Source organism: Comamonas sp. CMM03 (genome assembly GCF_019218715.1).
GTDB lineage: Bacteria > Pseudomonadota > Gammaproteobacteria > Burkholderiales > Burkholderiaceae_C > Comamonas > Comamonas terrigena.
The window spans coordinates 662,081-684,536 of the sequence record NZ_JAHUXB010000003.1 but is presented as its reverse complement, the minus strand read 5'-3'; the positions used below and the strand labels follow the sequence as shown (position 1 = coordinate 684,536).

At 61.3% G+C, this 22,456-nt stretch carries 23 protein-coding genes; 5 read left to right on the top strand and 18 right to left on the bottom strand.

All coding sequences use genetic code 11. The features are described from left to right. Nucleotides 1-170: 170 nt before the first annotated feature. The 13 genes from fliR to fliF all read right to left on the bottom strand — a co-directional run bounded on the left by fliR (nt 171) and on the right by fliF (nt 11,744). Nucleotides 171-917, bottom strand: coding sequence for a flagellar biosynthetic protein FliR (gene fliR, locus KW830_RS13900; protein ID WP_255578398.1), 747 nt, complete (start codon nt 915-917; stop codon nt 171-173). A 73-nt stretch (nt 918-990) separates the two neighbouring features. Beyond that, nucleotides 991-1,260: a flagellar biosynthesis protein FliQ gene (gene fliQ / locus KW830_RS13895; RefSeq protein WP_066541772.1), complete on the bottom strand. Its 270-nt coding sequence runs from the start codon at nt 1,258-1,260 to the stop codon at nt 991-993. Nucleotides 1,261-1,271: 11 nt separating this feature from the next. Then, nucleotides 1,272-2,030 carry a flagellar type III secretion system pore protein FliP gene (fliP, locus tag KW830_RS13890; RefSeq protein ID WP_066541770.1) on the bottom strand — a complete coding sequence of 253 codons (759 nt, stop codon included), beginning with the start codon at nt 2,028-2,030 and terminating at the stop codon, nt 1,272-1,274. 64 nt (nt 2,031-2,094) lie between these two features. Continuing rightward, nucleotides 2,095-2,493, bottom strand: coding sequence for a FliO/MopB family protein (locus tag KW830_RS13885; protein WP_370626130.1), 399 nt, complete (start codon nt 2,491-2,493; stop codon nt 2,095-2,097). Next, entirely contained in the window at nt 2,486-2,932 is a 447-nt protein-coding gene (gene fliN / locus KW830_RS13880) for a flagellar motor switch protein FliN (RefSeq protein WP_066541768.1), read from the bottom strand. Before fliN ends, KW830_RS13885 begins: the two co-directional genes overlap by 8 nt. Further along, nucleotides 2,922-3,926, bottom strand: coding sequence for a flagellar motor switch protein FliM (fliM, locus tag KW830_RS13875; RefSeq protein WP_066541766.1), 1,005 nt, complete (start codon nt 3,924-3,926; stop codon nt 2,922-2,924). Before fliM ends, fliN begins: the two co-directional genes overlap by 11 nt. A 21-nt stretch (nt 3,927-3,947) precedes the next feature. After that, entirely contained in the window at nt 3,948-4,508 is a 561-nt protein-coding gene (gene fliL / locus KW830_RS13870) for a flagellar basal body-associated protein FliL (RefSeq protein ID WP_066541832.1), read from the bottom strand. Between the two features lie 401 nt (nt 4,509-4,909). Further along, nucleotides 4,910-6,265, bottom strand: a complete 1,356-nt coding sequence (locus KW830_RS13865; protein ID WP_218333457.1) for a flagellar hook-length control protein FliK — start codon at nt 6,263-6,265, stop codon at nt 4,910-4,912. 2 nt (nt 6,266-6,267) lie between these two features. Continuing rightward, the gene (gene fliJ / locus KW830_RS13860) at nt 6,268-6,732 is read right to left on the bottom strand and encodes a flagellar export protein FliJ (RefSeq protein ID WP_066541831.1); all 465 of its coding nucleotides are present in this window, start codon (nt 6,730-6,732) and stop codon (nt 6,268-6,270) included. Nucleotides 6,733-6,752: 20 nt separating this feature from the next. Beyond that, on the bottom strand, nt 6,753-8,144 hold the full coding sequence (gene fliI / locus KW830_RS13855) for a flagellar protein export ATPase FliI (RefSeq protein ID WP_066541826.1): 1,392 nt from the start codon (nt 8,142-8,144) through the stop codon (nt 6,753-6,755). A 7-nt stretch (nt 8,145-8,151) separates the two neighbouring features. Further along, entirely contained in the window at nt 8,152-9,003 is an 852-nt protein-coding gene (locus KW830_RS13850; RefSeq protein ID WP_218333456.1) for a FliH/SctL family protein, read from the bottom strand. A 10-nt stretch (nt 9,004-9,013) separates the two neighbouring features. Then, nucleotides 9,014-10,009: a flagellar motor switch protein FliG gene (fliG, locus tag KW830_RS13845; protein ID WP_066541760.1), complete on the bottom strand. Its 996-nt coding sequence runs from the start codon at nt 10,007-10,009 to the stop codon at nt 9,014-9,016. 40 nt (nt 10,010-10,049) lie between these two features. Further along, complete coding sequence (gene fliF, locus KW830_RS13840; RefSeq protein ID WP_066541824.1) at nt 10,050-11,744, bottom strand: flagellar basal-body MS-ring/collar protein FliF; 1,695 nt, start codon at nt 11,742-11,744, stop codon at nt 10,050-10,052. A 181-nt stretch (nt 11,745-11,925) separates the two neighbouring features. Here fliF and fliE point away from each other — a divergent pair, with 181 nt between their 5' ends. Then, nucleotides 11,926-12,246 carry a flagellar hook-basal body complex protein FliE gene (fliE, locus tag KW830_RS13835; protein ID WP_066541758.1) on the top strand — a complete coding sequence of 107 codons (321 nt, stop codon included), beginning with the start codon at nt 11,926-11,928 and terminating at the stop codon, nt 12,244-12,246. 386 nt (nt 12,247-12,632) lie between these two features. On the opposite strand, the gene KW830_RS13830 is transcribed toward fliE, so the two are convergent. The 5 genes from KW830_RS13830 to KW830_RS13810 form a co-directional block, all read right to left on the bottom strand. After that, a complete protein-coding gene (locus KW830_RS13830; protein WP_218333455.1) occupies nt 12,633-12,932 on the bottom strand; it encodes a flagellar protein FliT in 300 nt (99 codons plus the stop codon). Between the two features lies 1 nt (nt 12,933). After that, nucleotides 12,934-13,353 (bottom strand): flagellar export chaperone FliS, encoded by a 420-nt coding sequence (gene fliS / locus KW830_RS13825; RefSeq protein WP_218333454.1) that lies wholly within the window; start codon nt 13,351-13,353, stop codon nt 12,934-12,936. A gap of 53 nt (nt 13,354-13,406) precedes the next feature. Beyond that, nucleotides 13,407-14,855 carry a flagellar filament capping protein FliD gene (gene fliD / locus KW830_RS13820; protein ID WP_218333453.1) on the bottom strand — a complete coding sequence of 483 codons (1,449 nt, stop codon included), beginning with the start codon at nt 14,853-14,855 and terminating at the stop codon, nt 13,407-13,409. Nucleotides 14,856-15,203: 348 nt separating this feature from the next. Further along, the gene (locus KW830_RS13815; protein ID WP_066541751.1) at nt 15,204-16,433 is read right to left on the bottom strand and encodes a flagellin; all 1,230 of its coding nucleotides are present in this window, start codon (nt 16,431-16,433) and stop codon (nt 15,204-15,206) included. A 223-nt stretch (nt 16,434-16,656) separates the two neighbouring features. After that, nucleotides 16,657-17,886: a flagellin gene (locus KW830_RS13810; protein ID WP_066541750.1), complete on the bottom strand. Its 1,230-nt coding sequence runs from the start codon at nt 17,884-17,886 to the stop codon at nt 16,657-16,659. 386 nt (nt 17,887-18,272) lie between these two features. Between KW830_RS13810 and KW830_RS13805 the strand changes: the two genes are divergently transcribed. The 4 genes from KW830_RS13805 (at nt 18,273) to KW830_RS13790 (ending at nt 22,430) form a co-directional block, all read left to right on the top strand. Next, complete coding sequence (locus KW830_RS13805; protein WP_066541748.1) at nt 18,273-19,535, top strand: flagellin; 1,263 nt, start codon at nt 18,273-18,275, stop codon at nt 19,533-19,535. Nucleotides 19,536-19,678: 143 nt separating this feature from the next. Further along, the gene (locus KW830_RS13800) at nt 19,679-20,953 is read left to right on the top strand and encodes an ATP-grasp domain-containing protein (protein WP_218333452.1); all 1,275 of its coding nucleotides are present in this window, start codon (nt 19,679-19,681) and stop codon (nt 20,951-20,953) included. A gap of 8 nt (nt 20,954-20,961) precedes the next feature. Next, entirely contained in the window at nt 20,962-21,735 is a 774-nt protein-coding gene (locus KW830_RS13795) for a TylF/MycF/NovP-related O-methyltransferase (protein WP_218333451.1), read from the top strand. Then, complete coding sequence (locus KW830_RS13790; protein WP_218333450.1) at nt 21,732-22,430, top strand: bifunctional 2-polyprenyl-6-hydroxyphenol methylase/3-demethylubiquinol 3-O-methyltransferase UbiG; 699 nt, start codon at nt 21,732-21,734, stop codon at nt 22,428-22,430. Before KW830_RS13795 ends, KW830_RS13790 begins: the two co-directional genes overlap by 4 nt. The last annotated feature ends 26 nt before the right edge of the window (nt 22,431-22,456 follow it).

Sequence of the window (22,456 nt, the reverse complement as noted above, 5' to 3'; positions counted from 1 at the left end):
CAATGCTGCAGCGGTGCACCTGGCCCGCACCCGCTGCCAGATCTGCTCAAAAAACAGGCAGCCTCACCGCAGGCACTGCGGATGCATGAGAAAAGCATGCCGTTCTGTTTCGGCGCGCGCCCGCAGCGCTGATAGCGTCCCGCCGTGCGCCGCTCAGCGCAGCGCCACGCCTAGAACGACACCGCGCCAAACACGCCCAGGGCCTGTTCGAACATGCGCAGCAGCGGCTGCTCCATCATCGGCAGCGTGGCAGTGATGCCCAGCATGCCCACCGTCAGCGTGACGGGAAAGCCCACGGCAAAAATATTCATCTGCGGCGCAATGCGCGAGATGATGCCCATGGTCAGGTTCACGAACAACAGCAGCGCCATCATGGGCAAGGCGATCCACAACGCGCTGGAAAAAATGGCACTGCCCAGCTCGTGGATGCGCATCTGGGAGACCGACTGCATGAAATGCCCGTTCACCGGGAAGGCGTCAAAGCTCTTGATCACCGCCATCAGTACCACCAGGTGGCCGTTGATCGCAATGAAGAGCAGCGTGAAGATCTGCACCAGAAAACGCGAGATGGCGCTGAGCTGCGCATTGCTGACCGGATCGAAGAAAGAGGCAAAGTTCAGGCCCATCTGCAGGCCCACCAGTTCACCGGCCACTTCCACGGCCGCGATGGCCAGGCGTGCGGCAAAACCGATAGCCAGCCCCACGCCGACTTGCTGCAGCACCGTGCCCAGCGCATCCGGGGAGTTGACGCTGACCACCGGCTGGTCGATCAGCGTGGCCTGGGCGCCCAGCGCCACCACAAAGGCCATGGCCACCTTGCCCCGCGCCGGGATGGCTCGTTGCGAGAACACCGGCGCCACCGAGAACATGGCCAGCGTGCGCAGAAACGGCCAGATGATCGGCGACAGCCAGGCCATGATCTGCTGCTCGGAAAAGCCAAACACCGTGTGCCGCCTGTGAATATGTGCCGAAACCGGGAGCCGCTGCGCGTCAGCCCAGCGCCAGCGGAATGTTTTCGATGGTGCGGCGGATGAAGTCCACCACCGTGCTCAGCATCCACGGCCCGGCAACCAGGAACACCAGCACCGCCGCCACCAGCTTGGGCACGAAGGACAAGGTGTTTTCGTTGATCTGCGTCACCGCCTGGAAAATACTCACCACCAGACCTACGGCCATCACCGTCAGCAGCACGGGCAGGGAAATCATCAGCAGCAAGGTCAGGGCTTCGCGGCCAAAGGTCAGTACCGACTGGGCATTCATGGACGCTCCTTCTAGATGGCGAAGCTGGAAGCCAGCGAACCGATCAGCAGATTCCAGCCATCCGCCAGCACGAACAGCATGATCTTGAAGGGCAGCGCCACCAGCACGGGCGACAGCATCATCATGCCCAGTGACATCAGGATGGAAGACACCACCATGTCGATGATCAGAAAGGGAATGAAGATCATGAACCCGATCTGGAACGCGGTCTTGAGCTCGCTGATCACGAACGACGGCACCACCACGCGGAAAGGCGCATCTTCAATCTTGGTGTCCGCCGGCAGCTTGGCCAGGCGGGCGAACAGCGCATAGTCGGACTGGCGGGTCTGGCGCTGCATGAAGTCGCGCATCGGCAGCTCGGCCTTGCCCACCGCCGCCTCGAAGGTGATGGCGCCGCTGCTGTAAGGCTTGTAGGCATCCTCATAGACCCGGTCCAGCGTGGGCCCCATCACGAACAGCGTGAGGAACAGCGACAGGCCGATGATCACCTGGTTGGGCGGGGAGGACTGCGTGCCCAGCGCCTGGCGCAGCAGGCTCAGCACAATGACGATGCGGGTGAAGCCCGTCATCATCAGCAGGATCGCCGGCAGAAAGGACAGTGCCGTAAAGAACAGCAGGGTCTGGATGGGCACCGAGAAATTGGTGCCGCCACCTCCCGAACCCACCAGCAGCGGCAGGCTGGGCGCGTTCTGCGCCCAGGCCATCTGCGGCACCACCGCACAGGTCAGCGCGCAGGCTGCCAGCTTGGCCAAAAGGGAAGTGCGAGACATGGAAGGGGGTCCAGAAAGAAATCAGGTTGTGCACCCGGCAGCGCAGGCTGCGCCGCCGCGGGCTTCAAGGGTGTGTGCTGGCAGCCGGCTGGCTGCTGGTCTGCTGAAGTTGTTCCATGGCGCCAGCAAACGAGGCGGAGGAAGCCGCAGCCGCATCCGCTGCGCCCGCCGGCACGGCGCTGCCCAGCACATGCAGGCAGTGGATGTTCTGGGCCGTGACACCCAGCACCAGGCGCGTGCTGTGCCCGCCCTGGCCTACCTCGACCACCACAATGCGCTGGCCGGGGGACAGTGCCACCGTGGACAGCACCTGGGTCTGCACGCCCTGCCCGCCCCGCGCCACCATCTGGCGCTGCTGCCAGCGGCGCAGCAACCAGGGCAACACCGCCATCACGGCGATGAACAGCACCAGCACCGCAATGGTCTGGAAGCTGGAGACGGACGCGGTCGCCGAGTTATCCACGGCTGACGCGGCGCAGGCGTTCGGACGGCGTGACCACATCGGTCAGGCGGATACCGAACTTGTCGTTCACCACCACCACTTCGCCCTGGGCGATCAGGTAGCCATTGACCAGCACGTCCATGGGTTCACCGGCCAGCGCGTCCAGTTCCACCACCGACCCCTGGGCCAGTTGCAGGATGTATTTGATGGGCACCTTGGTGCGGCCCAGCTCCACCGACAGCTGGACCGGGATGTCCAGCACCATGTTGATGTCGTTGACCGGCACTTCCGTGCCGCGGGCAAAAGCAGGTTCGCCGCTCAGCGGCCCCCCTTGTTCGGCATCCAGCACGGACTGCTGGTCATCGACCTTTTTCTGTTCGCCCAGTGCTTCGGCCCAATCGGCAAACGGATCATCGCCTGCGCCCGCGCCTGCGGCATCGGTATTTTGGTCAGTTGCCATTCTTATCTCCCGTCCAGTTTGCATCCACCCCGCGCAGGCATTGCTCCACGCGGATGGCGTATTTGTTGTTGTAAGTCCCGTACTGGCAATCGAACACCGGCACACCGCCGATCGATGCCTTGATACGTGGCTCACGGTCCAATTCGATAAAGTCGCCCGGCTTCATGGCCAGCAGCTGCTCCACGGTCGCATCGGCGCGGGCCAGCTCGGCCACCAGCGTCACTTCGGCCGACTGGATTTCCCGCGTCAGCACCTTGACCCAGCGGCGGTCCACTTCCATGGAGTCGCCCTGCGTGGACGAATACAGGATGTCGCGAATCGGCTCCAATGTGGCATACGGATAGCACATGTGGATGGAGCCGGAGATGTCGCCGATTTCCAGCTGGAACGCGGTGGACACCACGATTTCGCTGGGCGTGGCGATGTTCGCGAACTGCGGCTGCATTTCCGAGCGCTGGTAGGCCAGCTCCAGCGGATAGATGCCGTGCCAGGCCTTTTTGTATTCCTCGCAGATCACATCCACCAGGCGGTTGATCACACGCTGCTCGGTGGCGGAGAAATCGCGGCCCTCGATACGGGTCTGCAGACGGCCTGCGCCGCCATACAGCGTATCGATGATGCCGAACACCAGCGAGGGATCGCAGACCACCAGGCCATTGCCGCGCAAGGGGCGGATGGCCACGATGTTGAAATTGGTCGGCACCGCCAGACGGCGCAGGAAAGCGCTGTAACGCTGCACGCTCACCGTGCCCACCGAAACTTCGGGGCTGCGGCGGATGAAGTTGAACAGGCCGATACGGAAGTTGCGCGCAAAACGCTCGTTCACGATTTCCATGGTCGGCATGCGTCCGCGGACGATGCGTTCCTGGCTGGAGATGTCGTAGTTGCGTACGTTGGCTTCATCGACGTCGCCAGCGTCTGACTTCTGGCTCTCGCCGGTCACCCCTTCCAGAAGGGCGTCAACTTCCTCTTGCGAGAGAAAAGAATCACTCATGCCCTGTACTCCCGCGCTTGCTTACTGAATGATGAAGCTGGAGAACAGCACGCGGCGCACCGGATTGGCACGGCGACGGGGACGCTCTTCTTCCTCGCCATCGTCGGCGTCATGCTCGACGCGTGCGGCACTTGGGCGCACGCCCAGCGGACGCGAGACTTCGGCCAGGATGTCGGCCGCCAGCTTTTCCTTGCCTTCGCGGCGCAGCAGCTCTTCGGCCGTGCGCTGCGACACCAGCATCAACACCCCATTGCGGATGCTGGGCATGTACTGCTTGACGGAGGCCGAGGTCTTTTCATCCTGCAGCTCCAGCGTGATGCCGATCTGCGCAAAGCGGTCACCGCCGGTATCGGCCAGATTCACGACCATGTTTTCCATGGGCAGGAAAGTCGGCACCAGCACGGCGGCGGCTTTCGACTCCTGCGCATCATCATCGGCGGCATGGCGTTGCTTGTTCACCAGAAACAGGCCCAGCGCGGCCGCGACGATCACCAGCAAAGCGACAACGGCACCGATCACGATCAGTTTTTTGCTCTTGGCAGGTTCTTTGCCAGGAGATGCTGCAGAAGAAGTGGCGGACACGTGTGATTCCTTGCGTGGAAAATGGGACTGCCCGGCGCCGAGCCGGCGGGTGACATCGCCCTGCGCAGACTTCACAGCCTGATTTGTCAGACTGATCCGGCCATTGGACAGGGCGCCGCACTACGCTGGCTCAGGCCTGATACGGGCCTTTGGGTGCCAATTATTCCGGGCACGGTCGAAATCATAGCCAGAATAAAGCGCCGAAACATCGCCCAATCCCTGCCGCTCACGCCCGGTGTTCCGCTCCAATGGGCAGAAAACCGTCTTTTTTGTTGCATTGCAGCACCCGCGCCGCCGTGAATCCCGGCTGATATGGCCTTGCAGTGCAGCAGACGTGACAAGGGGCGCACTCGGCGCCCCTGGTGGCTTCGCTCTTGTATACAGAGCGTGTTTTTTGCCGTTCACGCAAAAATATCGACCCCCTGGCGGCTGCCACTGCCCGCACGCTGCAGGCCGGGCGTCTGCTCGGCCCCCGCCTGCGATGGCAACCGCACGCGGCGCGCGCCCTCGGGCATGAAAGCCTCCTGCGCACCAGAGGAACCGCCTTGCGAGCTGCCACTGCCCTGTGCCCCCACCTGCACCCCTGCCAGCTCCACCCCCTGGGCGGCCAGCATGTCACGCAGCTGGGCCACACTGGCATCCAGCATGGACCGGGTGGCCTGCTCGTCACTGCGGAACGTCACATGGGCGGTACTGCCTTCCATGGTGACCTGCACGCGGACCGGCGCGCCGTCCCGGTCCAGCACCACTTCGGCGCGTTGCTGGCGGGAATTCATCCAGAACGCCATGTCCGGCTCGGCCTGCGCACCCTGCGCATCTCCGTTGGACGCCTGCTGGCCGGCTGCGGCCTGCGCCACAGCGTTGTCCTGCAAGCGCCCTGTTCCAGCGCCAATCCCGGCGCCTGGAGGCACGGCGGCAGCATCCTGGGCAGAAGCGGCCGCATCATCGACCGATTTGCTGCCGGCACGGCGCAGCCCCGCGGCCTCGGTAGCGCCCGTGGCCGACAGAAATTGCGACATCTGCCCCAGCAGGCGCTGCATCACCTCGGCAGGCTGTGCCTGGCGGTCGGTGGCCGTCCATTGGCCTTGCAGGCTGACACGCCCTTCGCTGCCGCGCTCGCCGCGTGACAGCGCGTCGCCGTCGTCAGACTTCACGGCATCGGCCATGGCATCCACCACGGACTGTGTGGTATCGCTGACGGCATTCCATGCGGCAGCCCCGGCCACATCGCCTTGTGCCACCGCCTGCATCACGCCGCCACCCAATGCCTGGGCCACGCCCTGCGCCACCACCGGCACCTGGGACGCAGCACCCAGCGCGCTCTGGGCCGCACTGCGCATCAACCCCAAGGGGTCGCCCGCATCCATCCGCGTCTGCAGGTGGGAGCCATTGCGCACCGCCACATCGGCGGACTGGTCCATGCGGGCCGTCTGCCCGACCAGGCTTTGCACCGTCCAGGCCGCATCGCCCACCATCAGGGTCATGGACGTCGCATCTCCCTCCACCGCAGCATCCGGTTGCGGCAGCCCCAGTCGCAGGCTGGGGTCCGCCCCTGTTGCGCCCAAGTCCGTCAACGCCGCATCGCTGGCTTCCGGTTGTGCGGCAGCCTGCAGCAGCCGGGAAAAGCCGGCGGCAGAGGTCTGCCCCGCGCTGTTGCTGTCACCCTCTGCAGCCCGTGGCTTGCGCTGCAGGGCCGCCAGTCCTTCTGCGGCCGTGGCGCGTTTGCCGGCGGCCGGTGTGGATGGCAATGTCTCCATGCTCAGGCCTCCTGGAACTGCATGCCGAAAGTGCGGCCGATGAACTGCAGCGCAGCCCGCTCGTCCGTTTGCTTCTGTTCCCGGCGCAGCTGCGCCAGGGCAATGTCACGGCGGCGCGTCTCCACCACCTTGTTCAGGCTGGACAGGCGCAGCTCGGTGGCCATCAGGGCCTTCTGGGCAGCCTCCAGGCGGATCGCCTGGTCCTGCATCACCCGGGTCTGCAAGCCGATCGCATGCTGCAGCCGTGCCATGAACTGCTCGTGGTGGTACATCACCTCCAGCTTCAGTTCAGCACCTTCCTGCGGCGCCCAGCGCTGGCGCATTTCTTCCGTGTAACTTTCCAGCTGCTCCATCTGGGACTGCGCAGCCGCATGCGCACGCTGGCGCTCGCGCAAGGCCTGGCGGGCCTCATCGCGTTTGCGCGTGGCCATTTCAATGGCCACCATCAAAGCGTGAAGTGATGACATCAGCATCTCCCTTTATTTGCTCACTGCTGTTCCAGGACCGCAGCCATGTCCACCAGACTCTGTTCCATGGGCGCCGCCTCAAACATGGTTTGCTGCAGAAACTGCACCATGGAGGGCTGCAGTCGAATGGCTTCATCCACCGCGGGATCGGAACCACTCATATAAGCCCCTACTTGTATCAAATCCCTACTCTTTTGATAGCAGGAATAGACAGCCCTAAACCGCCTAGCTAGATCGAAGTGCTCACGCGTGACCACGTTGTGCATGACCCGCGACGCGGATTGCTCGATGTCGATGGCCGGGTAATGCCCCTGTTCCGCCAGCGCACGCGACAGCACAAAGTGTCCGTCCAGAATGGCGCGCGACGCATCGGCAATGGGATCCTGCTGATCGTCGCCTTCGGACAGCACGGTATAGAACGCCGTGATCGAGCCCACGCCATGCAGGCCGTTGCCGCTGCGCTCCACCAGGCCGGGCAGCTTGGCAAAACACGACGGCGGATAGCCCTTGGTGGCCGGTGGTTCGCCAATCGCCAAGGCAATCTCACGCTGCGCCTGGGCGTAGCGGGTGAGCGAATCCATCAGCAGCAGCACATGCTGGCCCTTGTCACGGAAATGCTCGGCAATGGCGGTGGCGTAATTGGCGCCCTGCATGCGCAGCAGCGGCGGCGCATCGGCCGGCGCGGCCACCACCACGGCGCGCGAGCGGTCCTGCGCACCCAGAATATCTTCCACGAATTCCTTGACTTCGCGGCCCCGTTCGCCGATCAAGCCCACCACGATGACATCGGCCTTGGTATAGCGGGCCATCATGCCCAGCAGCACCGATTTGCCGACGCCCGAACCGGCGAACAGACCCAAACGCTGTCCTCGCCCCACGGTCAGCAGGGCGTTGATGGCCCGCACACCGGTGTCCAGGCTTTCGCGCACCGGGGCACGTTCCATGGCATTGATGGGTTCGCGGTCCAGGGTCTCGGCCTGCACATTCGCCAGCGGTCCGGCATGGTCCAGCGGAACTCCTTGCGAATCCACCACCCGCCCCAGCAGGCCATCCCCCATGGGCAGCCGCAGCACGCCTTTGGCCAGCACCGGCACTTCGGTGTCGCTCAGCTGCAACGGCGGCACATAGGGCTCGGCCGGTGTCACGGTCGCACCGCAAGACAGACCCTGGATGTCCCCCGCCGGCATCAGAAAAGCGCGATCGCCGGCAAAACCCACCACCTCGGCCAGCACCGGTTCCTGCCCGGGCATCTGCAGATGGCATTGCGAGCCCACCGGCACGCGCAGGCCCGACGCTTCCAGCACCAGGCCCGTCAAGCGGGTGAGGGTGCCGTGGCTGTGCAGCGGCAATGGCTGCTTGAGCCGCTCACGGCCCAGTTGCAAGAACCGCTGCAACTGATCGGCCACGGGCATATCGGTGTCATTGGCCATGGGCAGGTGCTCCGTCGTACCAGGTAGACACCAGACCCAGCGCGGCCACGGCACGCTGCCAGCGGCGCTCCAGGCTGCCATCCACTTGTGCGCCAGCGCTTTCCACCAGGCAGTCGCCCGGCTTCACGCTGGCATCCGCCAGCCATTCGATCTTGGGTTGCGGGTGTGCGGCCTTCAGCGGCTCCTGCAGGCGCTCCCAATCCTGGGGATTCAGGCGCACCGTGGCGGGCTTGGATTCAGCCGACATCATGTCCAGCGCCTCACGCACCACCGGCAGCAAGGCCTGGGGATTGCTGCGCAACTCCTGCCGCACCACCTGGCGCGCAATGTCGCAGGCCAGTTGCAACACGTCAGGTGCCATGTGCTGCTGCATGCCTTGCACGTCACGCTGTGCAGCCTGGAGCACGGCCTGCAGCTGTTCGGCCGCCTGGCGGCCTTGCTGGGCCATGTAATCATCAAAACGGTGCTGCCATTCGGCGCCCGCTTGCTGCTTGCCCTCTTCCAGCCCCAGTCCATGGCCAGCCTGCATGCCGGCCTCATAGCCTGCGTCATGCGACTCCTGGCGTGCCTGCTCCAGCTGGGCATGCACCTCTTCTTCGCGCAGCTGGACGGCGTTTTCCTCTTCCGCCACCACCGCGTCTTCGGCCAGTGCCTGCGCCGCCATGCCTTGCGGGGCAGGGGGTGGCAGCAGGTCCGTCAGCGTGGCCAGCTCGTGCAGGGGCTGCAGCGCCGCGCCCGGCGCGGATTTCTGCACATCGCCGAACTGCCAGTGGCGCACAGACTGGGCATCGATCTCTTCGCTGGGGATGAAACGTGCGTAGTGGTGGGTGGAACTTGTCATGACCACGTCCTCACACGAAGCTGTCTTCGGCACCGCCGCCGATGGTGATCTGGTTTTCTTCGGCCAGACGGCGCACCACCTTCAGGATTTCCTTCTGCTGCGCTTCCACTTCCGACAGGCGCATGGGGCCGCGGGACTCCAGGTCTTCCTTGAGGGCTGCCGAAGCACGCATGGACATATTCGCCAGAATCTTGTCGCGCACCTCCATCGAGCCGCCCTTGAGCGACACGATCAGGGTCTCGGACGGCACTTCGCGCAGCACCAGCTGCAGCGAGCGGTCATCCAGCTTGACCAGGTCGTCGAACACGAACATCTTGTCCATGATCTTCTGCGCCAGGTCGGCGTCGTAGTTGCGGATGGTGTCCAGCACCGCCACATCGGCATTGCCGCCCAGCTGGTTGATGATTTCGGCAGCGGTCTTCACACCGCCCAGCGATGTCTTGCGGATCTTGTCGCCACCTGCCAGCACCTTGTAGAGCACCTCGTTCAGGTCCTTCAGGGCCGAGGGCTGGATACCTTCCAGCGTGGCCACACGCAGCATCACTTCACTGCGCAGGCGTTCGGGCAACTGCATCAGCACGGCCGCCGCCTGTTCATGCTCCAGGTGGACCAGGATGGCCGCCACGATCTGCGGGTGTTCGTTGCGCAGCAGTTCGGCCACGGACACCGGGTCCATCCACTTCAGGCTTTCAATGCCCGAGACGTCGCCACCCTGCAGGATACGGTCCAGCAGCAGGGCGGCCTTGTCGTCGCCCAGCGCGCGCCGGAGCACCGACTTCACATAGCCGCTGGCATCTTCCACCAGCAGGCTTTGGGCTGCGCAATCGTCCGTGAAGCGGGCGATCACGAAATCCACTTTTTCCTTGGACACGGCGCGCATGCGGGCAATGGTTTCACCCAGCTTCTGCACTTCCTTGGGAGACAGGTGTTTGAACACCTCGGCCGCCTCCTCCTCGCCCAGGGACATCAACAAAATGGCGGCGTCGTTCAGGCCACGGTCATCCATAAGATTCTCTTTGTATGTGGTGTGGAATCAAGGAGTCGCTTCAGGACGCCTCGCCGCTGATCCAGGTCTTGACGATGTTGGCCACCGCAATCGGGTTCTGCTTGGCCAGGGCACGCGCCTGCTCGAGTCGAATCTGCTCGGGCGAAGGCTCTCCCGGCTTCAGCGGCGCGGCCAATGCGGGGCGTTCCAGCTCTTCGGCAGCCAGCAGATCCACGGCAGTCGCTTCCTGCTTCTTCTGCTTGCGGCGGCGCAGCAGCAGACCCAGCAGGACCACGGCAGCGGCCACACCCAGACCCACAGGCCAGGCCAGGGTCTTGGCCAGCTCAATGGTTTCAGGCTGGCGCCACAGCGGGAGGTTTTCAACATTCACCTTTTCCACACGGAAAGGTGCGTTCATCAGGTTGACGGAGTCCCCGCGATCGGCGTTGTAGCCAATGGTCTCGCGCACCAGGGCCAGCATCTGGGCCTGCTGCTCTGCCGGCAGCGCCTTCGGTGCCGCAGCACCTTCGCCTTCGGCGGCCGCCACGGGCAGGTAATTGACCACCACTGCGGCCGTCATGCGCTTGATGCCACCGGTGCTGTTGCGGGTGACCCTGACGGTCTTGTCCACTTCAAAATTGGTCACCGACTCGCGCTTGCTGCCGGGGATGGTCATGAAATCGGCCTTTTGCGTGCCATTGGCAGCCTGCAGCACCGGAGCATTGTTGCTGTTGATCGGCGCCTGGTTCTGCTGGGGCGGCTGGTTGCTGGTGGCGCCGGGCACGCCAGTCGGTGGCTGGGGCTTTTGCTCACCGGTGCTTTCCACCACCTGCTGGCTGCGCACCGCACTGGGAGCCTGGCCCTGGTTGGGGTTGTGCTGCTCGGTGGTGGACTCGGACTGCGAGAAGTCCAGCTCGGCCGTCACCTGGGCTTTGACATTGCCCTTGCCCACCACGGGCTCCAGGATGTCCAGAATGCGTTGGGTGTATTGCTTTTCCAGCTGCTGCTGGAACATCAGCTGCTGCAGATCGACCGGGCTGTCCTTGCCATCCGGTGCCTGCGACAGCAACTTGCCGCTGTCATCCAGCACGCTGACCGCCGTGGGCAGCAGCTCCGGTACGCTGGACGAGACCAGATGCACGATGCCCGCAATCTGGGTGCGGTCCAGCACACGGCCGGGGTACAACGTCAGCAGCACCGAAGCCGAAGGCTTTTGCTGCTCACGGAAAAAACCATTCTGGTTGGGCAGGGCCAGGTGCACACGGGCGTTCTGCACCGCCGACAGGCCTTGGATGGAACGTGTCAGCTCGCCTTCCAGCGCGCGCTGGTAGTTCACACGCTCCTGGAACTGGGTGATGCCGAACTTGCTGCCCTCCATGATCTCAAAGCCCGACACCGAACCCTTGGGCAGGCCTTGCGTGGCCAGCTTCAGGCGCACGTCATGCACGCGGTCGGCCGGAATCATGATGGCGCCACCGCCTTCGGTGTACTTGTAAGGCACGTTCATGCCCGCCAGCTGCGCCACGATGGCGCCGCCATCCTTGTCGCTGAGGTTGGAGAACAGCACCCGGTAATCCGGCTGGCGGCTGAAGAAGAAGGCCGCAGCCACAGCGGCCACGGCCACAGCGGCAACCGCACCCCAGCGCAGGCGCTGGCCGCGGTCCATGTCGCTGATGCGCTGCTGCCAACTGGCAGGCGCCTGCGTGACTGCGGGAGGCGGGTTCTCGGCAACAGGGACTTGTGCGACAGCGGACATGGGTTCTTCCACAAACAGAAAGTGCGGGCCCGACACGGAGCCCAACGTGGTGCCGAGTATGCGAAATCCCCCCGCCGGCGTTCCCCCAATAAGGCGCGGCTTTCCCGCTTTATTCCCCCAGATGCACTTTCCCTACCCGCCTACGATTGCCCCATCTTCAAGTCACCATCAGGAACCCACCATGGACCTCCGTCTTCATAGCGCGACCTCACCCGTCTCTGCCGGCGGCGATCTGACCGCCCGCCTGACCAAACCTCTGCAAAAGGCCGAAGCCCAGGGCAACGGCTTCAGCACGGAGCTGGAAAGCGCGCTGCGCTCAGTCAGCGCCTCGCAGAACCATTCTTCCCACCTGCAAAAAGAAGTGCAGCTGGAAAATCCGTCGGTCAGCCTGGAAGAAACCATGGTGGCCATGCAAAAAGCACAAATCGGCTTCCAGGCCACGCTACACGTACGCAATCGCCTGGTCCAGGCCTACACCGATGTAATGAACATGCAGGTGTAATAACCCCATTCGAATGCATGCCGACCGCATGCATTCACCCCTTTCCTCTTCACAGTTCACACTTCAAGTAGCCACGGAGCAATCTGTGGCTTTTTTTTGTCCTTGGAAAACGCCTGCTGCACTGCACCATCCCGACTACCCAAGGACAGGCATCTTCCAAAGCCCGGATGTGGCGGCACAGGAAGCCGCACTGCAAAGAACACGCAGCTATTGACCCCAGCCACACACCCTGGCATCCCGCGGCACACCAATTCGCCAATTCATCAGCCGACATTCCACCACCTCTTCCGGCAGCTGGCCACCAACAGCCAGCCTGGCGCCCATGCAACAAGGCCCGCAGACCTCTCGGCATGCGGGCCTTGCGGCTCGTCGAATCAAACAGGATCTCAGTGCATCACCGATGCCGGCACCTTGCCCAGATGGTCCAGCTGCGCCAACCAAGGCTCGGCCAGGATGCGGATCTGCGCATCGTTGCGCAGAATGCGCTGCATGATGCGCGTCTTTTCCTTGCGCTCCACGACGGACAGCACGTTCTGCTCAGCCTGGACACGCAGTTCATTGATCAGCACGCCACAGGCTTTTTCGCAGTCGACCACCGCATCCCAATCATGAGACTGGGCTGCTTGCAGCATGTCTGCGCTCTTCGCTTCGATTGCTTTGTAGTAATCCAACAACTGCATCTCCATCTCAGTCTCCACGTGCGACTGTATCCACCTGAGAACCAATTTCTTTCCATCCCTGTGCCACAGGCTGCAAAACACCGATCACCTCTTCCACCAGCGAGGCATCGCTGCGCAGATTGGCCTTGGTCAACTGTGCCACACAGTAGTCATAGAGCAAGCGCAGATTTGCAGCCAGTTCGCCGCCTTTTTCCATGTCCAGGCCCATGATCAACCCTTCCTGCAGGATGCGGACGGACCGGGAGATAAGCTGCCCCTTCTCCTCGATATCCCCTCGCTCTATGGCGCCACGCGCCGCATTCAGCGACTGGAACAGGCCATCGAACAGCATCTGAATCAGCATATGCGGGGAGGCATCTTCAACGCCGGAGTGCACCCCTACCTGGCGGTAGGCATTCGCTTTGCTGAAACCTGTGGACGAAAACATGTAATTCCTTGTGCGCCTAATTTGTTGGCAATAAAACCGCTGGCCCAGCCAACTCAATCACTCGACTTGTTCCACGTCGTCACCATCTGGCTGACGTAGGAGTCCAAAGCGTTGAGCGATGCCATCTTCACATCCAGCGCGCTGTACTGTGCACGCAGACGGGTCTCAAGCGTCGAAGCCCGGGCATTCACCTTGTCCTGCTGGTCACCGTTGTTATCCAGCTGTTTTTGCAAGGCGTCGGTCTTGTTGTTGAGCGTCCCCTCCCAAGCCAGCAGCTCGTCGGTGAACGTCTTGTAATTGGTGGCCACCCCGCCGCCCGCGCCCTGCGCATCGGCCTTGGCAGTGAACAGGCTCTTGAGCGAATCCACATCTTTCAGCGCGGCAGTCATCTTTTCCGTATCCACGGTCAGCTTGCCGCCCTGCTGCATCTGCATGCCGACTTCGGACAGGCGCGTGTAGGCCCCTGTCGCGTTGCTGGAAACGCGCTGCAGCATCATCCGCAAGGAGTTCTGCAGGCTCACCGTGCTGCTATCTCCCTGCAGCAATCCGCTGCCATCCTTGATGGCGGCGTCATCCGTCTTGCCATCCGCGGTACGCACGCTCTTGGTCGACTGCGACAGCAGATCGTTCACCGCGTTGTAGGCATCCACAAATTTCTGGATGCTGGCCTGCACCGCATCCTTGTCAGGCGCGATCGTCAGCAGCGAGGTTCCCACTGCCGATACCGAGATCGACAGACCCGGGATGGTCTCGGCAAAGGTGTTGGTGTTCGACTCCAGCTTCACACCGTTGAGTTCCATCTCGGCGTTCTTGGCGGCCTGCGTGGTCGTGACGCCACCTGCGCCCGCCAATGTCACCAGATTGCCGGTATCCAACGCACCAAACGCCTCCAAGTCGCCATTGGCATCGACGCCCGAGCCTAAGCTGACCTCAAACTTGCTGTCCAGGCCGGTTTCCCGCGAACGGATCATCAGCTGCTCTTTGCCCGAGCTGTCCTTGATAACCGTGGCCACGACGGACTTGCTGATATTGGTATCGCCGTTGATCTTGTCCGCCACGTTCTGCAGCGAATCCGAAGCATTGATGGTCAGGTCAAAGGTCTTGGTTTCCAGGTTACCAATCTTGAAACGCATGACCCCCGACACGTCCATCGTGGCGCCCTTGGCCAGCTTGGCGGTCACCGAGGTCTGGCTCTGCGCGAGCTGCAGCACATTGACGTTGTAGGAGCCGGCGGCGGCCAGCCCAGTCATGGCACCCGTGGCAGCAGAACCGGAGGACGACACCTTGGAAGCACCCCAGGTGCGGTCCAGGGTCAAATCCCGGGCGGCGGTATTGAGGTCATCCATCAGCGACTTGATCTGCCCATAGGACGAGATCTTGGCGCTGATGATTTCCGCCTTCGACTGCAGCGTTTCCAGTGGTTTTTTCTCGAGCTCCACCAGCTGAGAGACGATCTCGTCAACCTTCAGCCCGCTGCCGATACCTACGGATGAAACGCCCATATTGCATACTCCTTGCTGATCCGTGCCGGTCTGCACAGATCTGAAACTGCCCGTATTGTGTAACCTCTTGCCGGAATACAAAAGGCCGAATTAAACGGAGAGCACCGGACAGTACGTCTGACCCGCAGCCCCTACACCTTGCCTATTTGAGATATCGGCCGGTTTTTCCGATAGTTGAGGGCCTTCGACTGCCGTTTGTCGGATCCCGGCACCACAAGAGCCATACGCACCGGCCAGCCCCAGCTGGCCAAAAAAAAGACCGCCATGAATCCATGGCGGTCATCAAAGCAAACTTTCATTCAGCCAGCAACCATGGCCCATCACAGGTCATGGCTGCTGCCTGGCTGATTAACGCAGCAGGCTCAGCACGTTCTGCGGCAGCTGGTTGGCCTGGGCCACCATGGCGGTACCGGCTTGTTGCAGGATCTGAGCGCGGCTCAGGTTGGCAGTTTCGGAAGCGAAGTCGGCATCGATGATGCGACCACGGGCAGCCGTCACGTTTTCGTTCTGGATGTCGATGTTTTCGACAGCCTTCTCGAAGCGGGTCTGCAGGGCGCCCAGCTGGCCACGTGCAGAGCTCACGCTGTCAATGGCCTTGTCCAGACGCTGCATGGCTTCCCAAGAACCCGACTGGGTGCTGATGTCGATCTGGTCGATGCCCTTGTCGCCGGCTTCCGTCAGGGTACCAGCGGCCACCAGGTTGTTGCCCGTACCGGTCGTGTTGGTGCCCGAGCTGTAGGTGACTGCCACGGCCGTAGCGGTTCCCGAGGTGTCTTCGGTCGCACGCAGTTGGATCTGCTTCACGCCAGCGGCATCTTCCTCCAGGAAAGCCGTCACGCCGGTGTCAGCAGTCTTGGAGTTGATCGCTTCGATCGCCTTGCCCAGAGCCTGTTCCTTGGTCATGTTGGCATCGGCCTTGATCGTGACAGTCTGCACGGCGGTCGAATTGGCGCCACGGATACCGATGGTCACGTCTGCAGCAGCCACAGTGCCGCCACCAGCCAGGATGGTCTGCAGGGCATCGGTCGCCGTAGCGGCCGTCGCACCGGAACCGTAGATGGAATTGCCCAGCTCGGTCACCTTGGTGTTGTTCAGGGCACCCACGGTGATGTTGTCGCCGGAGTTGGCACCCACCTGGAACACGCCGCCGGTGAAGCTGCCGTCCAACAGCTTGGCGCCGTTGAAGGTCGTGGTCTTGGCCACACGGTCCACTTCGTCACGCAGCTGGCTCAGCTCGGCCTGCAGGGCTTCGCGGTCGCTCTTGCTGTTGGTGGCGTTGCTGGACTGAACAGCCAGGTCACGCATACGCTGCAGCATGTCGCCCACCTTGCCCAGCGCACCTTCTGCGGTTTGTGCCAGCGAGATGCCGTCGTTGGCATTGCGGGCAGCCACGGTCAGGCCACGAACCTGGGTGCTCATGCGTTCGGAGATGGCCAGACCAGCGGCATCGTCCTTGGCACTGTTCACACGCAGACCCGAGGACAGGCGTTGCATGGAGGTCGACAGCGAATTGCCAGACAGACCCAGGTTACGTTGTGCATTGATGGACACAACATTGGTGTTAATGGTCATTGCCATTTGATTTCCCCTTCTTTTCTAACGCTCACACAGTGATGGATAGCGCCAAACGGTCTCACTTGCTCAAGCCCAAGAACGATTGACACCTTGTTTTCAGGCAGTTGGTCTGCCCGTAATTCCGGATCCATGCCCTGCGAGAGAGGGGAGTGCAGGGCACGGGGTTATTCATTCAAACGCTGTACCCAGAGTTCCGCGGTTCGCGTGTCCCTGGGTACGGTGCCTCTTACTTCAGCAGGCTCAGCACTTGCTGGGGCAGCTGGTTGGCCTGGGACACCATGGCGGTACCCGCTTGCTGCAGGATCTGAGCGCGGCTCAGGGCAGCGGTTTCGCTGGCGAAGTCGGCATCGATGATGCGACCACGGGCAGCTGTCAGGTTTTCGTTCATCGACTCGATGTTCTCGATCGACTTCTCAAAGCGGGTCTGGATGGCACCCAGACCGGCCCGGGCGGAACTCACGGAGTCGATGGCACCGTCGATACGCTGCAGCGCTTCCCAAGAGCCCGACTGGGTGCTGATGTCCAGCTGGTCGATACCCTTGTCGCCTGCATCGGTCACGCTTGCAGCGGCCACCAAGTTCGCACCGGTACCGGTCACATTGGTCCCCGTGCTGTAGGTGATGGCAACGCCCGTGGCATTACCAGCCTGTTCCGCGGTCGCACGGATCTGGATCTGCATGACACCAGCAGCATCCTCTTCCAGGAAAGCCGTCACGCCGGTGTCAGCCGTCTTGGAGTTGATCGCCTCGATCGTCTTGCCCAGCGCCTGCTCCTTGGTCATGTTGGCATCGGCCTTGATGGTGATTGTGTGCACCGTGGTCGAATCGGCACCTCGGATACCAATCGTCACGTCTGCGGCAGCAACCGTACCGTTACCCGCCAAGGTGGTTTGCAGAGCCTCTGCGGTCGCTGCAGTGGTGGAGCCGGAGCCGTACACCGAATTGCCCAGCTCGGTCACCTTGGTGTTGCTCAGGGCACCCACGGTGATGTTGTCGCCGGAATTAGCACCCACCTGGAACACGCCGCCGGTGAAGCTGCCGTCCAGCAGCTTGGCGCCGTTGAAGGTCGTGGTCTTGGCCACGCGATCCACTTCGTCACGCAGTTGGCTCAGCTCGGCCTGCAGGGCTTCGCGGTCGCTCTTGCTGTTGGTCGCGTTGCTGGACTGCACAGCCAGGTCACGCATACGCTGCAGCATGTCACCCACCTTGCCCAGTGCACCTTCAGCCGTCTGGGCCAGCGAGATGCCGTCGTTGGCATTGCGGGCAGCCACGGTCAGGCCACGCACCTGGGTGCTCATACGCTGGGAAATGGCCAGACCGGCGGCATCGTCCTTGGCGCTGTTGACACGCAGGCCCGAGGACAGACGTTGCATGGCGGTGCCGAGCGAGCTGCCGGACAGGCCCAGGTTGCGTTGGGCGTTGATCGAAACGGTGTTGGTGTTGATGGTCATGGCCATGATGCGATTCCTTTTATCCAGGCGATAGTTGATGAACGTTTGCTTTTGCCGGTGCTTGCGGTTGTCTCTGTGGACCTTTGCACCCCCTTGAGGCTGCGTGCTTGCTCCGTACAAAACTGTTATCGGGCCCCCTGGAAATTTCTTTAGCTTTTTTTCGCATCCGCCTGCGAAGGCCGCTTTGCTCCCTCTAGAGCCCCCGCCCCCTCTTCTGCCCCGCCTCCGCCACGAAAGACCGAGAAGCGCGGTGATTGCTGCGTTTATTCCCGCTATACCGAGCCGCCCTCCATAGAAGAATTCCCCCATCGCTAGCGTTGCCTGTCGCTTATTTGTGCCCACGGTTTCAGTAGCGATGCGATGCAACCCGCCCTTTCACTAGAGGAACAGCAATGGCCGCAACTATCAACACCAATATTGCTTCGATCAATGCGCAGCGAAACCTGACCCTCTCGGGTAGCTCGCTGAACACCACCATGCAACGTCTGTCCTCAGGCCTGCGTGTCAACAGCGCCAAGGACGATGCCGCCGGTCTGGCCATCGCCGAACGCATGAACACCCAGGTCCGCGGCCTGAGCGTGGCCTCGCGCAATGCCAACGACGGCATCTCGCTGGCACAGACGGCAGAAGGTGCGCTGGGCAAGGTGGGCGATATGCTGCAGCGCATGCGTGAGCTGGCCGTGCAAGCCTCCAACGCCACCAACAGCGACAGCGACCGCAAGGCCCTGCAGGCCGAAGTCAGCCAGCTGTCGGCTGAAATTGACCGTGTGGCCAAGCAGACCAACTTCAACGGCCAGAAGATTCTGGACGGCTCGTTTGCAGGCGCCGTGTTCCAAGTGGGCGCCAACTCCGGTGACAACGTGACCCTGGGCGCACTGGCAGACACCCGCGCTTCGCAGCTGTCCACCACGTCTTACGCCGCCACGAACTCGGTCGTGGATCTGGCCTCCATCACCGACATCAGCACCTCCATCCCGGCAAACCCTGCCACCGCGAGCGCTGCAGACTTCGCCTCCATCACGGTGGGAACTGCTCCGAATGCGACCACCGTCACCCTGGAAACGATCAAGGCCGCCCAGAATCCGCAAGAGCGCCTGGGCCAGGTGGTGACGGCCATCAACAACAAGACGGCCGACACCGGCGTGACCGCCTACCTGACCAAGATCGAGGGCACGGAAACCTACAAGGTGGAATTGATGTCCGGCAAGCTGGACTCCAACGGCGAACCCGTGGCAGTCACTCTGTCTGCGAATTTCTCTGCCGCAGCGACAGGCATCGTCAAGGCAGACTTCGACATGGCAGGCGGCACGGCCGCGGCAACGTCGGTCATCAACGACAAGGGCATCGAACAAATCGATGTCACCACCCAAGCCGGCGCCTGGGTGGCCCTGAAGAAGATCGACAGCGCCGTCGATCAGGTCAATGGCGCACGCGCTACCCTGGGTGCGGTGCAGACCCGCTTCGAAAACGCAGTGAACAACATCGACATCCAGGTCGAAAATCTGTCCGCTGCCCGCGGCCGTATCATGGATGCCGACTTCGCCAAGGAAACAGCCAATCTGAGCCGCACCCAGATCCTGCAGCAAGCGGGCACTGCCATGGTGTCGCAAGCCAACCAGATCCCGCAGAACGTTCTGCAATTGCTGCAAAAATAAAAAGCAAGCAATCCTTCTCTGAGATTGGATGCCTAGGCCGCAATGTTCTCAGCGTGATTGCTGGGCATTGCGGTTTATTTTTACCAGTGCCCAAACCATTGGAAGTTGAATCTCATGGGATGCAAATGGATGCACTCTGAACCATGAAAAAAATCCGTGTACTTGTTTTTCCTTGTGGCTCAGAGGGTGCATCTGAAATACACCAAGCGCTTCGTTACTCGCTCCACGTCGATTTATATGGCGCATCCAGTATTGACGACCATGGACGATTTCTATTCGCCAACTATTTTGGCGATCTCCCCAATATTGCAGACCCAGCATTTGATGCGGCCTGGAGCCAGCTGCTCTCAGATCTCCAAATAGATCTGGTATTTGCCACCCATGACACCGTGCACACCTATTTGTCGGAGCGTGCCGCGACCATGGGTTTTCACCTGGTCAACGGCGATCCGGATACCAGCCGTGTCACCCGCCGCAAGAGCCTGACCTACCAGGCCCTCGCAGACCTGCCAGCCACCCCCTCGGTCTACGCCGACCCCGCCGATGTAGCACATTGGCCCGCGGCCATCAAGCCCGATTGCGGGCAAGGTGGACAAGGCTTCAGCATTGCCCACACGGCCTCCGAGGCCAAGGCCGCAATGGCGAGGATCGAAGACCCTTTGCTGGTGGAATATCTCCCGGGGCAAGAACTTTCTGTCGACTGCTTCACCAGCTTCACCAAGGAACTGATCTGGATCGGGCCACGCACCCGAGAGCGTGTGCGAGCCGGCATCACCATGCGCTCCGAGCTACTGGAGGCCAGTGCAGAACTGCGTGAGATTGCCCACGGCATCAACGCACGGCTGTCCATGCGCGGCCCCTGGTTCTTTCAAGTCAAAAAGGATCTGTCAGGACACTGGAAGTTGCTGGAAGTCTCCTGCCGCGTTGCCAGCACCACGGCCGCAGCCCGTGCCCGGGGTGTCAACCTGCCTTTGATGGCGGTACAGGACTTCATGGGCCGCAGATTGCAGACGCTCGATCACCGCTTTGTCCAAGTGATCGATCGCAATATCACCACCAAGGCCCGTTTGGAATTCCATTACGACAAGATCTTCATCGATCTCGATGACACCTTGATCATTGATGGTGCCGCCGTTCCGCGTGCCATGGCCTTTGTGTATCAAGAACACGCCAAGGGAAAAGAGATTTTCCTCATCACCCGCCACGCAGGCGATGTGGAAACGACGCTGCAGCGCACACATATTCCGCCCAGTCTGTTCAAGAAAATCATTCATCTCCAGAATGAAGAATCCAAAGCAGACTTCATCGAGCCGCATTCCATTTTCATCGACAACGCCTTCCTGGAGCGGCTTGACGTCGCCAAGAAGCAGGCAATCCCCGTTCTGGATGTGGATGCACTGGAATTTTTCATCAATTAATTGATCCTATGTCTGAGCTTTTTACCCGTCCTGAAGAGTTTCTTGCCGTTCTGCGTCAGGAACGCAAAGATGTACTGGATCGCCTGAGAAAAACCAAATTTTCTTCACTGAAAGCAGGGTTGACACATACCCAAGTCATCCCATATGCCAGCTATTCACCATGGCTGGATGATTCCGTTTTTTCAGCCTTGCACGAGCGTGTGAAGGGCCACACCATGGTGGACATTTACCGTTGCCACGAGCTGTACACACTGGCAAGGCAATGCGCTCACATCCCTGGCGATCTGGTGGAAATCGGTGTATGGCGGGGAGGTACAGGCGCCTTGCTGGCGGCTGGCGCGCAAAAGCGCATCGCGCTTTTCGACACATTTACCGGTGTCGCCAAATCAGACACGCAGCACGACACGCTTTACACCGGCAACGAGCATTCTGATACGCACCAGAATTTGGTCGAATCGCTGTTCAGCAGCATGCAACTGGAGTGCGACATTTATCCTGGCATATTCCCGGACCACACATTCGATCAACTCCCCAAAGAAATCAGCCTCGCTCACATCGATGTGGACACGCGCGGCTCCGCCAGTGAGGCATTTGATGTCATTTGGCCAAGAGTCCAGCCTGGCGGTGTGGTGGTATTTGATGATTATGGCTTCTTCGGCTGTGAGGGCATTACGGATTTTGTGAATTCCATTGCCCGGAATCAGCTGGATGCATTTTTCGTCCACAACCTCAACGGCCACGGTTTGCTGATCAAGCAGCTGGTTCCAGGCAGCACACGATGAACCTCCGCACGCCGGCCCACTATCAGAGCCTTGAATTCGCACGCGTCACCCAGTTGATGCACGATTTCAAGAAGCAAGGATCCGCCACATTGCGCATCCTGGACTACGGATGTGGCACAGGGAAATTTCTGGATCTGTTTTGCAGCCTTGGCATGGATGCAAGCGGCGTCGATATCAATCCTGAATATATTCAACGTGCCGTGCAAAAAGGTCAATCGGCCTACGACCCTGAATACTTTTTCAGCACCGACACTCCACCGTACGACATCATATTCCTCAGCCACCTGATAGAGCACCTCTCGCCAGATGAACTGCATGGGCTCATTCCCAAGCTTTGCCAAAAATTATCGCCCCACGGGAAGCTCATTGTCCTCAGCCCCACCCACGGCGAGAGGTTTTATCATGACTTCACCCATATCCGCCCGTATCTCCCGCAGAGTTTTCGCCACGCATTTGGTGCAACAGGCATGCCCAATTCTTACCAGGAAATCAAGCTCCTGCAGTTAGAAGATATTTATTTCTTCAAAGATCCATACCGTCCTCGATACTGGCGCTCTTTCTATAAAAAAACAGGACTCATGCCCTTTCTCACCCGTTGCACCGTTGCAGCACTGGATGGCATGTGGCGCTTTTCCAGAGGACGATGCGGGGTCACGGCTTCCTGGCTTGGCGTTTATGTACTGCAAGAAAAATAGTTCTATGACTTCCATAGCCATAGGGT

Coding starts and splice junctions, on each gene's coding strand:
- fliR (WP_255578398.1), bottom strand. CDS start 917: ATGGCCTGGCTGTCGCCGATCATCTGGCCGTTTCTGCGCACGCTGGCC.
- fliQ (WP_066541772.1), bottom strand. CDS start 1,260: ATGAATGCCCAGTCGGTACTGACCTTTGGCCGCGAAGCCCTGACCTTG.
- fliP (WP_066541770.1), bottom strand. CDS start 2,030: ATGTCTCGCACTTCCCTTTTGGCCAAGCTGGCAGCCTGCGCGCTGACC.
- fliN (WP_066541768.1), bottom strand. CDS start 2,932: ATGGCAACTGACCAAAATACCGATGCCGCAGGCGCGGGCGCAGGCGAT.
- fliM (WP_066541766.1), bottom strand. CDS start 3,926: ATGAGTGATTCTTTTCTCTCGCAAGAGGAAGTTGACGCCCTTCTGGAA.
- KW830_RS13865 (WP_218333457.1), bottom strand. CDS start 6,265: ATGGAGACATTGCCATCCACACCGGCCGCCGGCAAACGCGCCACGGCC.
- fliJ (WP_066541831.1), bottom strand. CDS start 6,732: ATGTCATCACTTCACGCTTTGATGGTGGCCATTGAAATGGCCACGCGC.
- fliI (WP_066541826.1), bottom strand. CDS start 8,144: ATGCCCGTGGCCGATCAGTTGCAGCGGTTCTTGCAACTGGGCCGTGAG.
- KW830_RS13850 (WP_218333456.1), bottom strand. CDS start 9,003: ATGACAAGTTCCACCCACCACTACGCACGTTTCATCCCCAGCGAAGAG.
- fliG (WP_066541760.1), bottom strand. CDS start 10,009: ATGGATGACCGTGGCCTGAACGACGCCGCCATTTTGTTGATGTCCCTG.
- fliF (WP_066541824.1), bottom strand. CDS start 11,744: ATGTCCGCTGTCGCACAAGTCCCTGTTGCCGAGAACCCGCCTCCCGCA.
- fliE (WP_066541758.1), top strand. CDS start 11,926: ATGGACCTCCGTCTTCATAGCGCGACCTCACCCGTCTCTGCCGGCGGC.
- KW830_RS13830 (WP_218333455.1), bottom strand. CDS start 12,932: ATGGAGATGCAGTTGTTGGATTACTACAAAGCAATCGAAGCGAAGAGC.
- fliS (WP_218333454.1), bottom strand. CDS start 13,353: ATGTTTTCGTCCACAGGTTTCAGCAAAGCGAATGCCTACCGCCAGGTA.
- fliD (WP_218333453.1), bottom strand. CDS start 14,855: ATGGGCGTTTCATCCGTAGGTATCGGCAGCGGGCTGAAGGTTGACGAG.
- KW830_RS13815 (WP_066541751.1), bottom strand. CDS start 16,433: ATGGCAATGACCATTAACACCAATGTTGTGTCCATCAATGCACAACGT.
- KW830_RS13810 (WP_066541750.1), bottom strand. CDS start 17,886: ATGGCCATGACCATCAACACCAACACCGTTTCGATCAACGCCCAACGC.
- KW830_RS13805 (WP_066541748.1), top strand. CDS start 18,273: ATGGCCGCAACTATCAACACCAATATTGCTTCGATCAATGCGCAGCGA.
- KW830_RS13800 (WP_218333452.1), top strand. CDS start 19,679: ATGAAAAAAATCCGTGTACTTGTTTTTCCTTGTGGCTCAGAGGGTGCA.
- KW830_RS13795 (WP_218333451.1), top strand. CDS start 20,962: ATGTCTGAGCTTTTTACCCGTCCTGAAGAGTTTCTTGCCGTTCTGCGT.
- KW830_RS13790 (WP_218333450.1), top strand. CDS start 21,732: ATGAACCTCCGCACGCCGGCCCACTATCAGAGCCTTGAATTCGCACGC.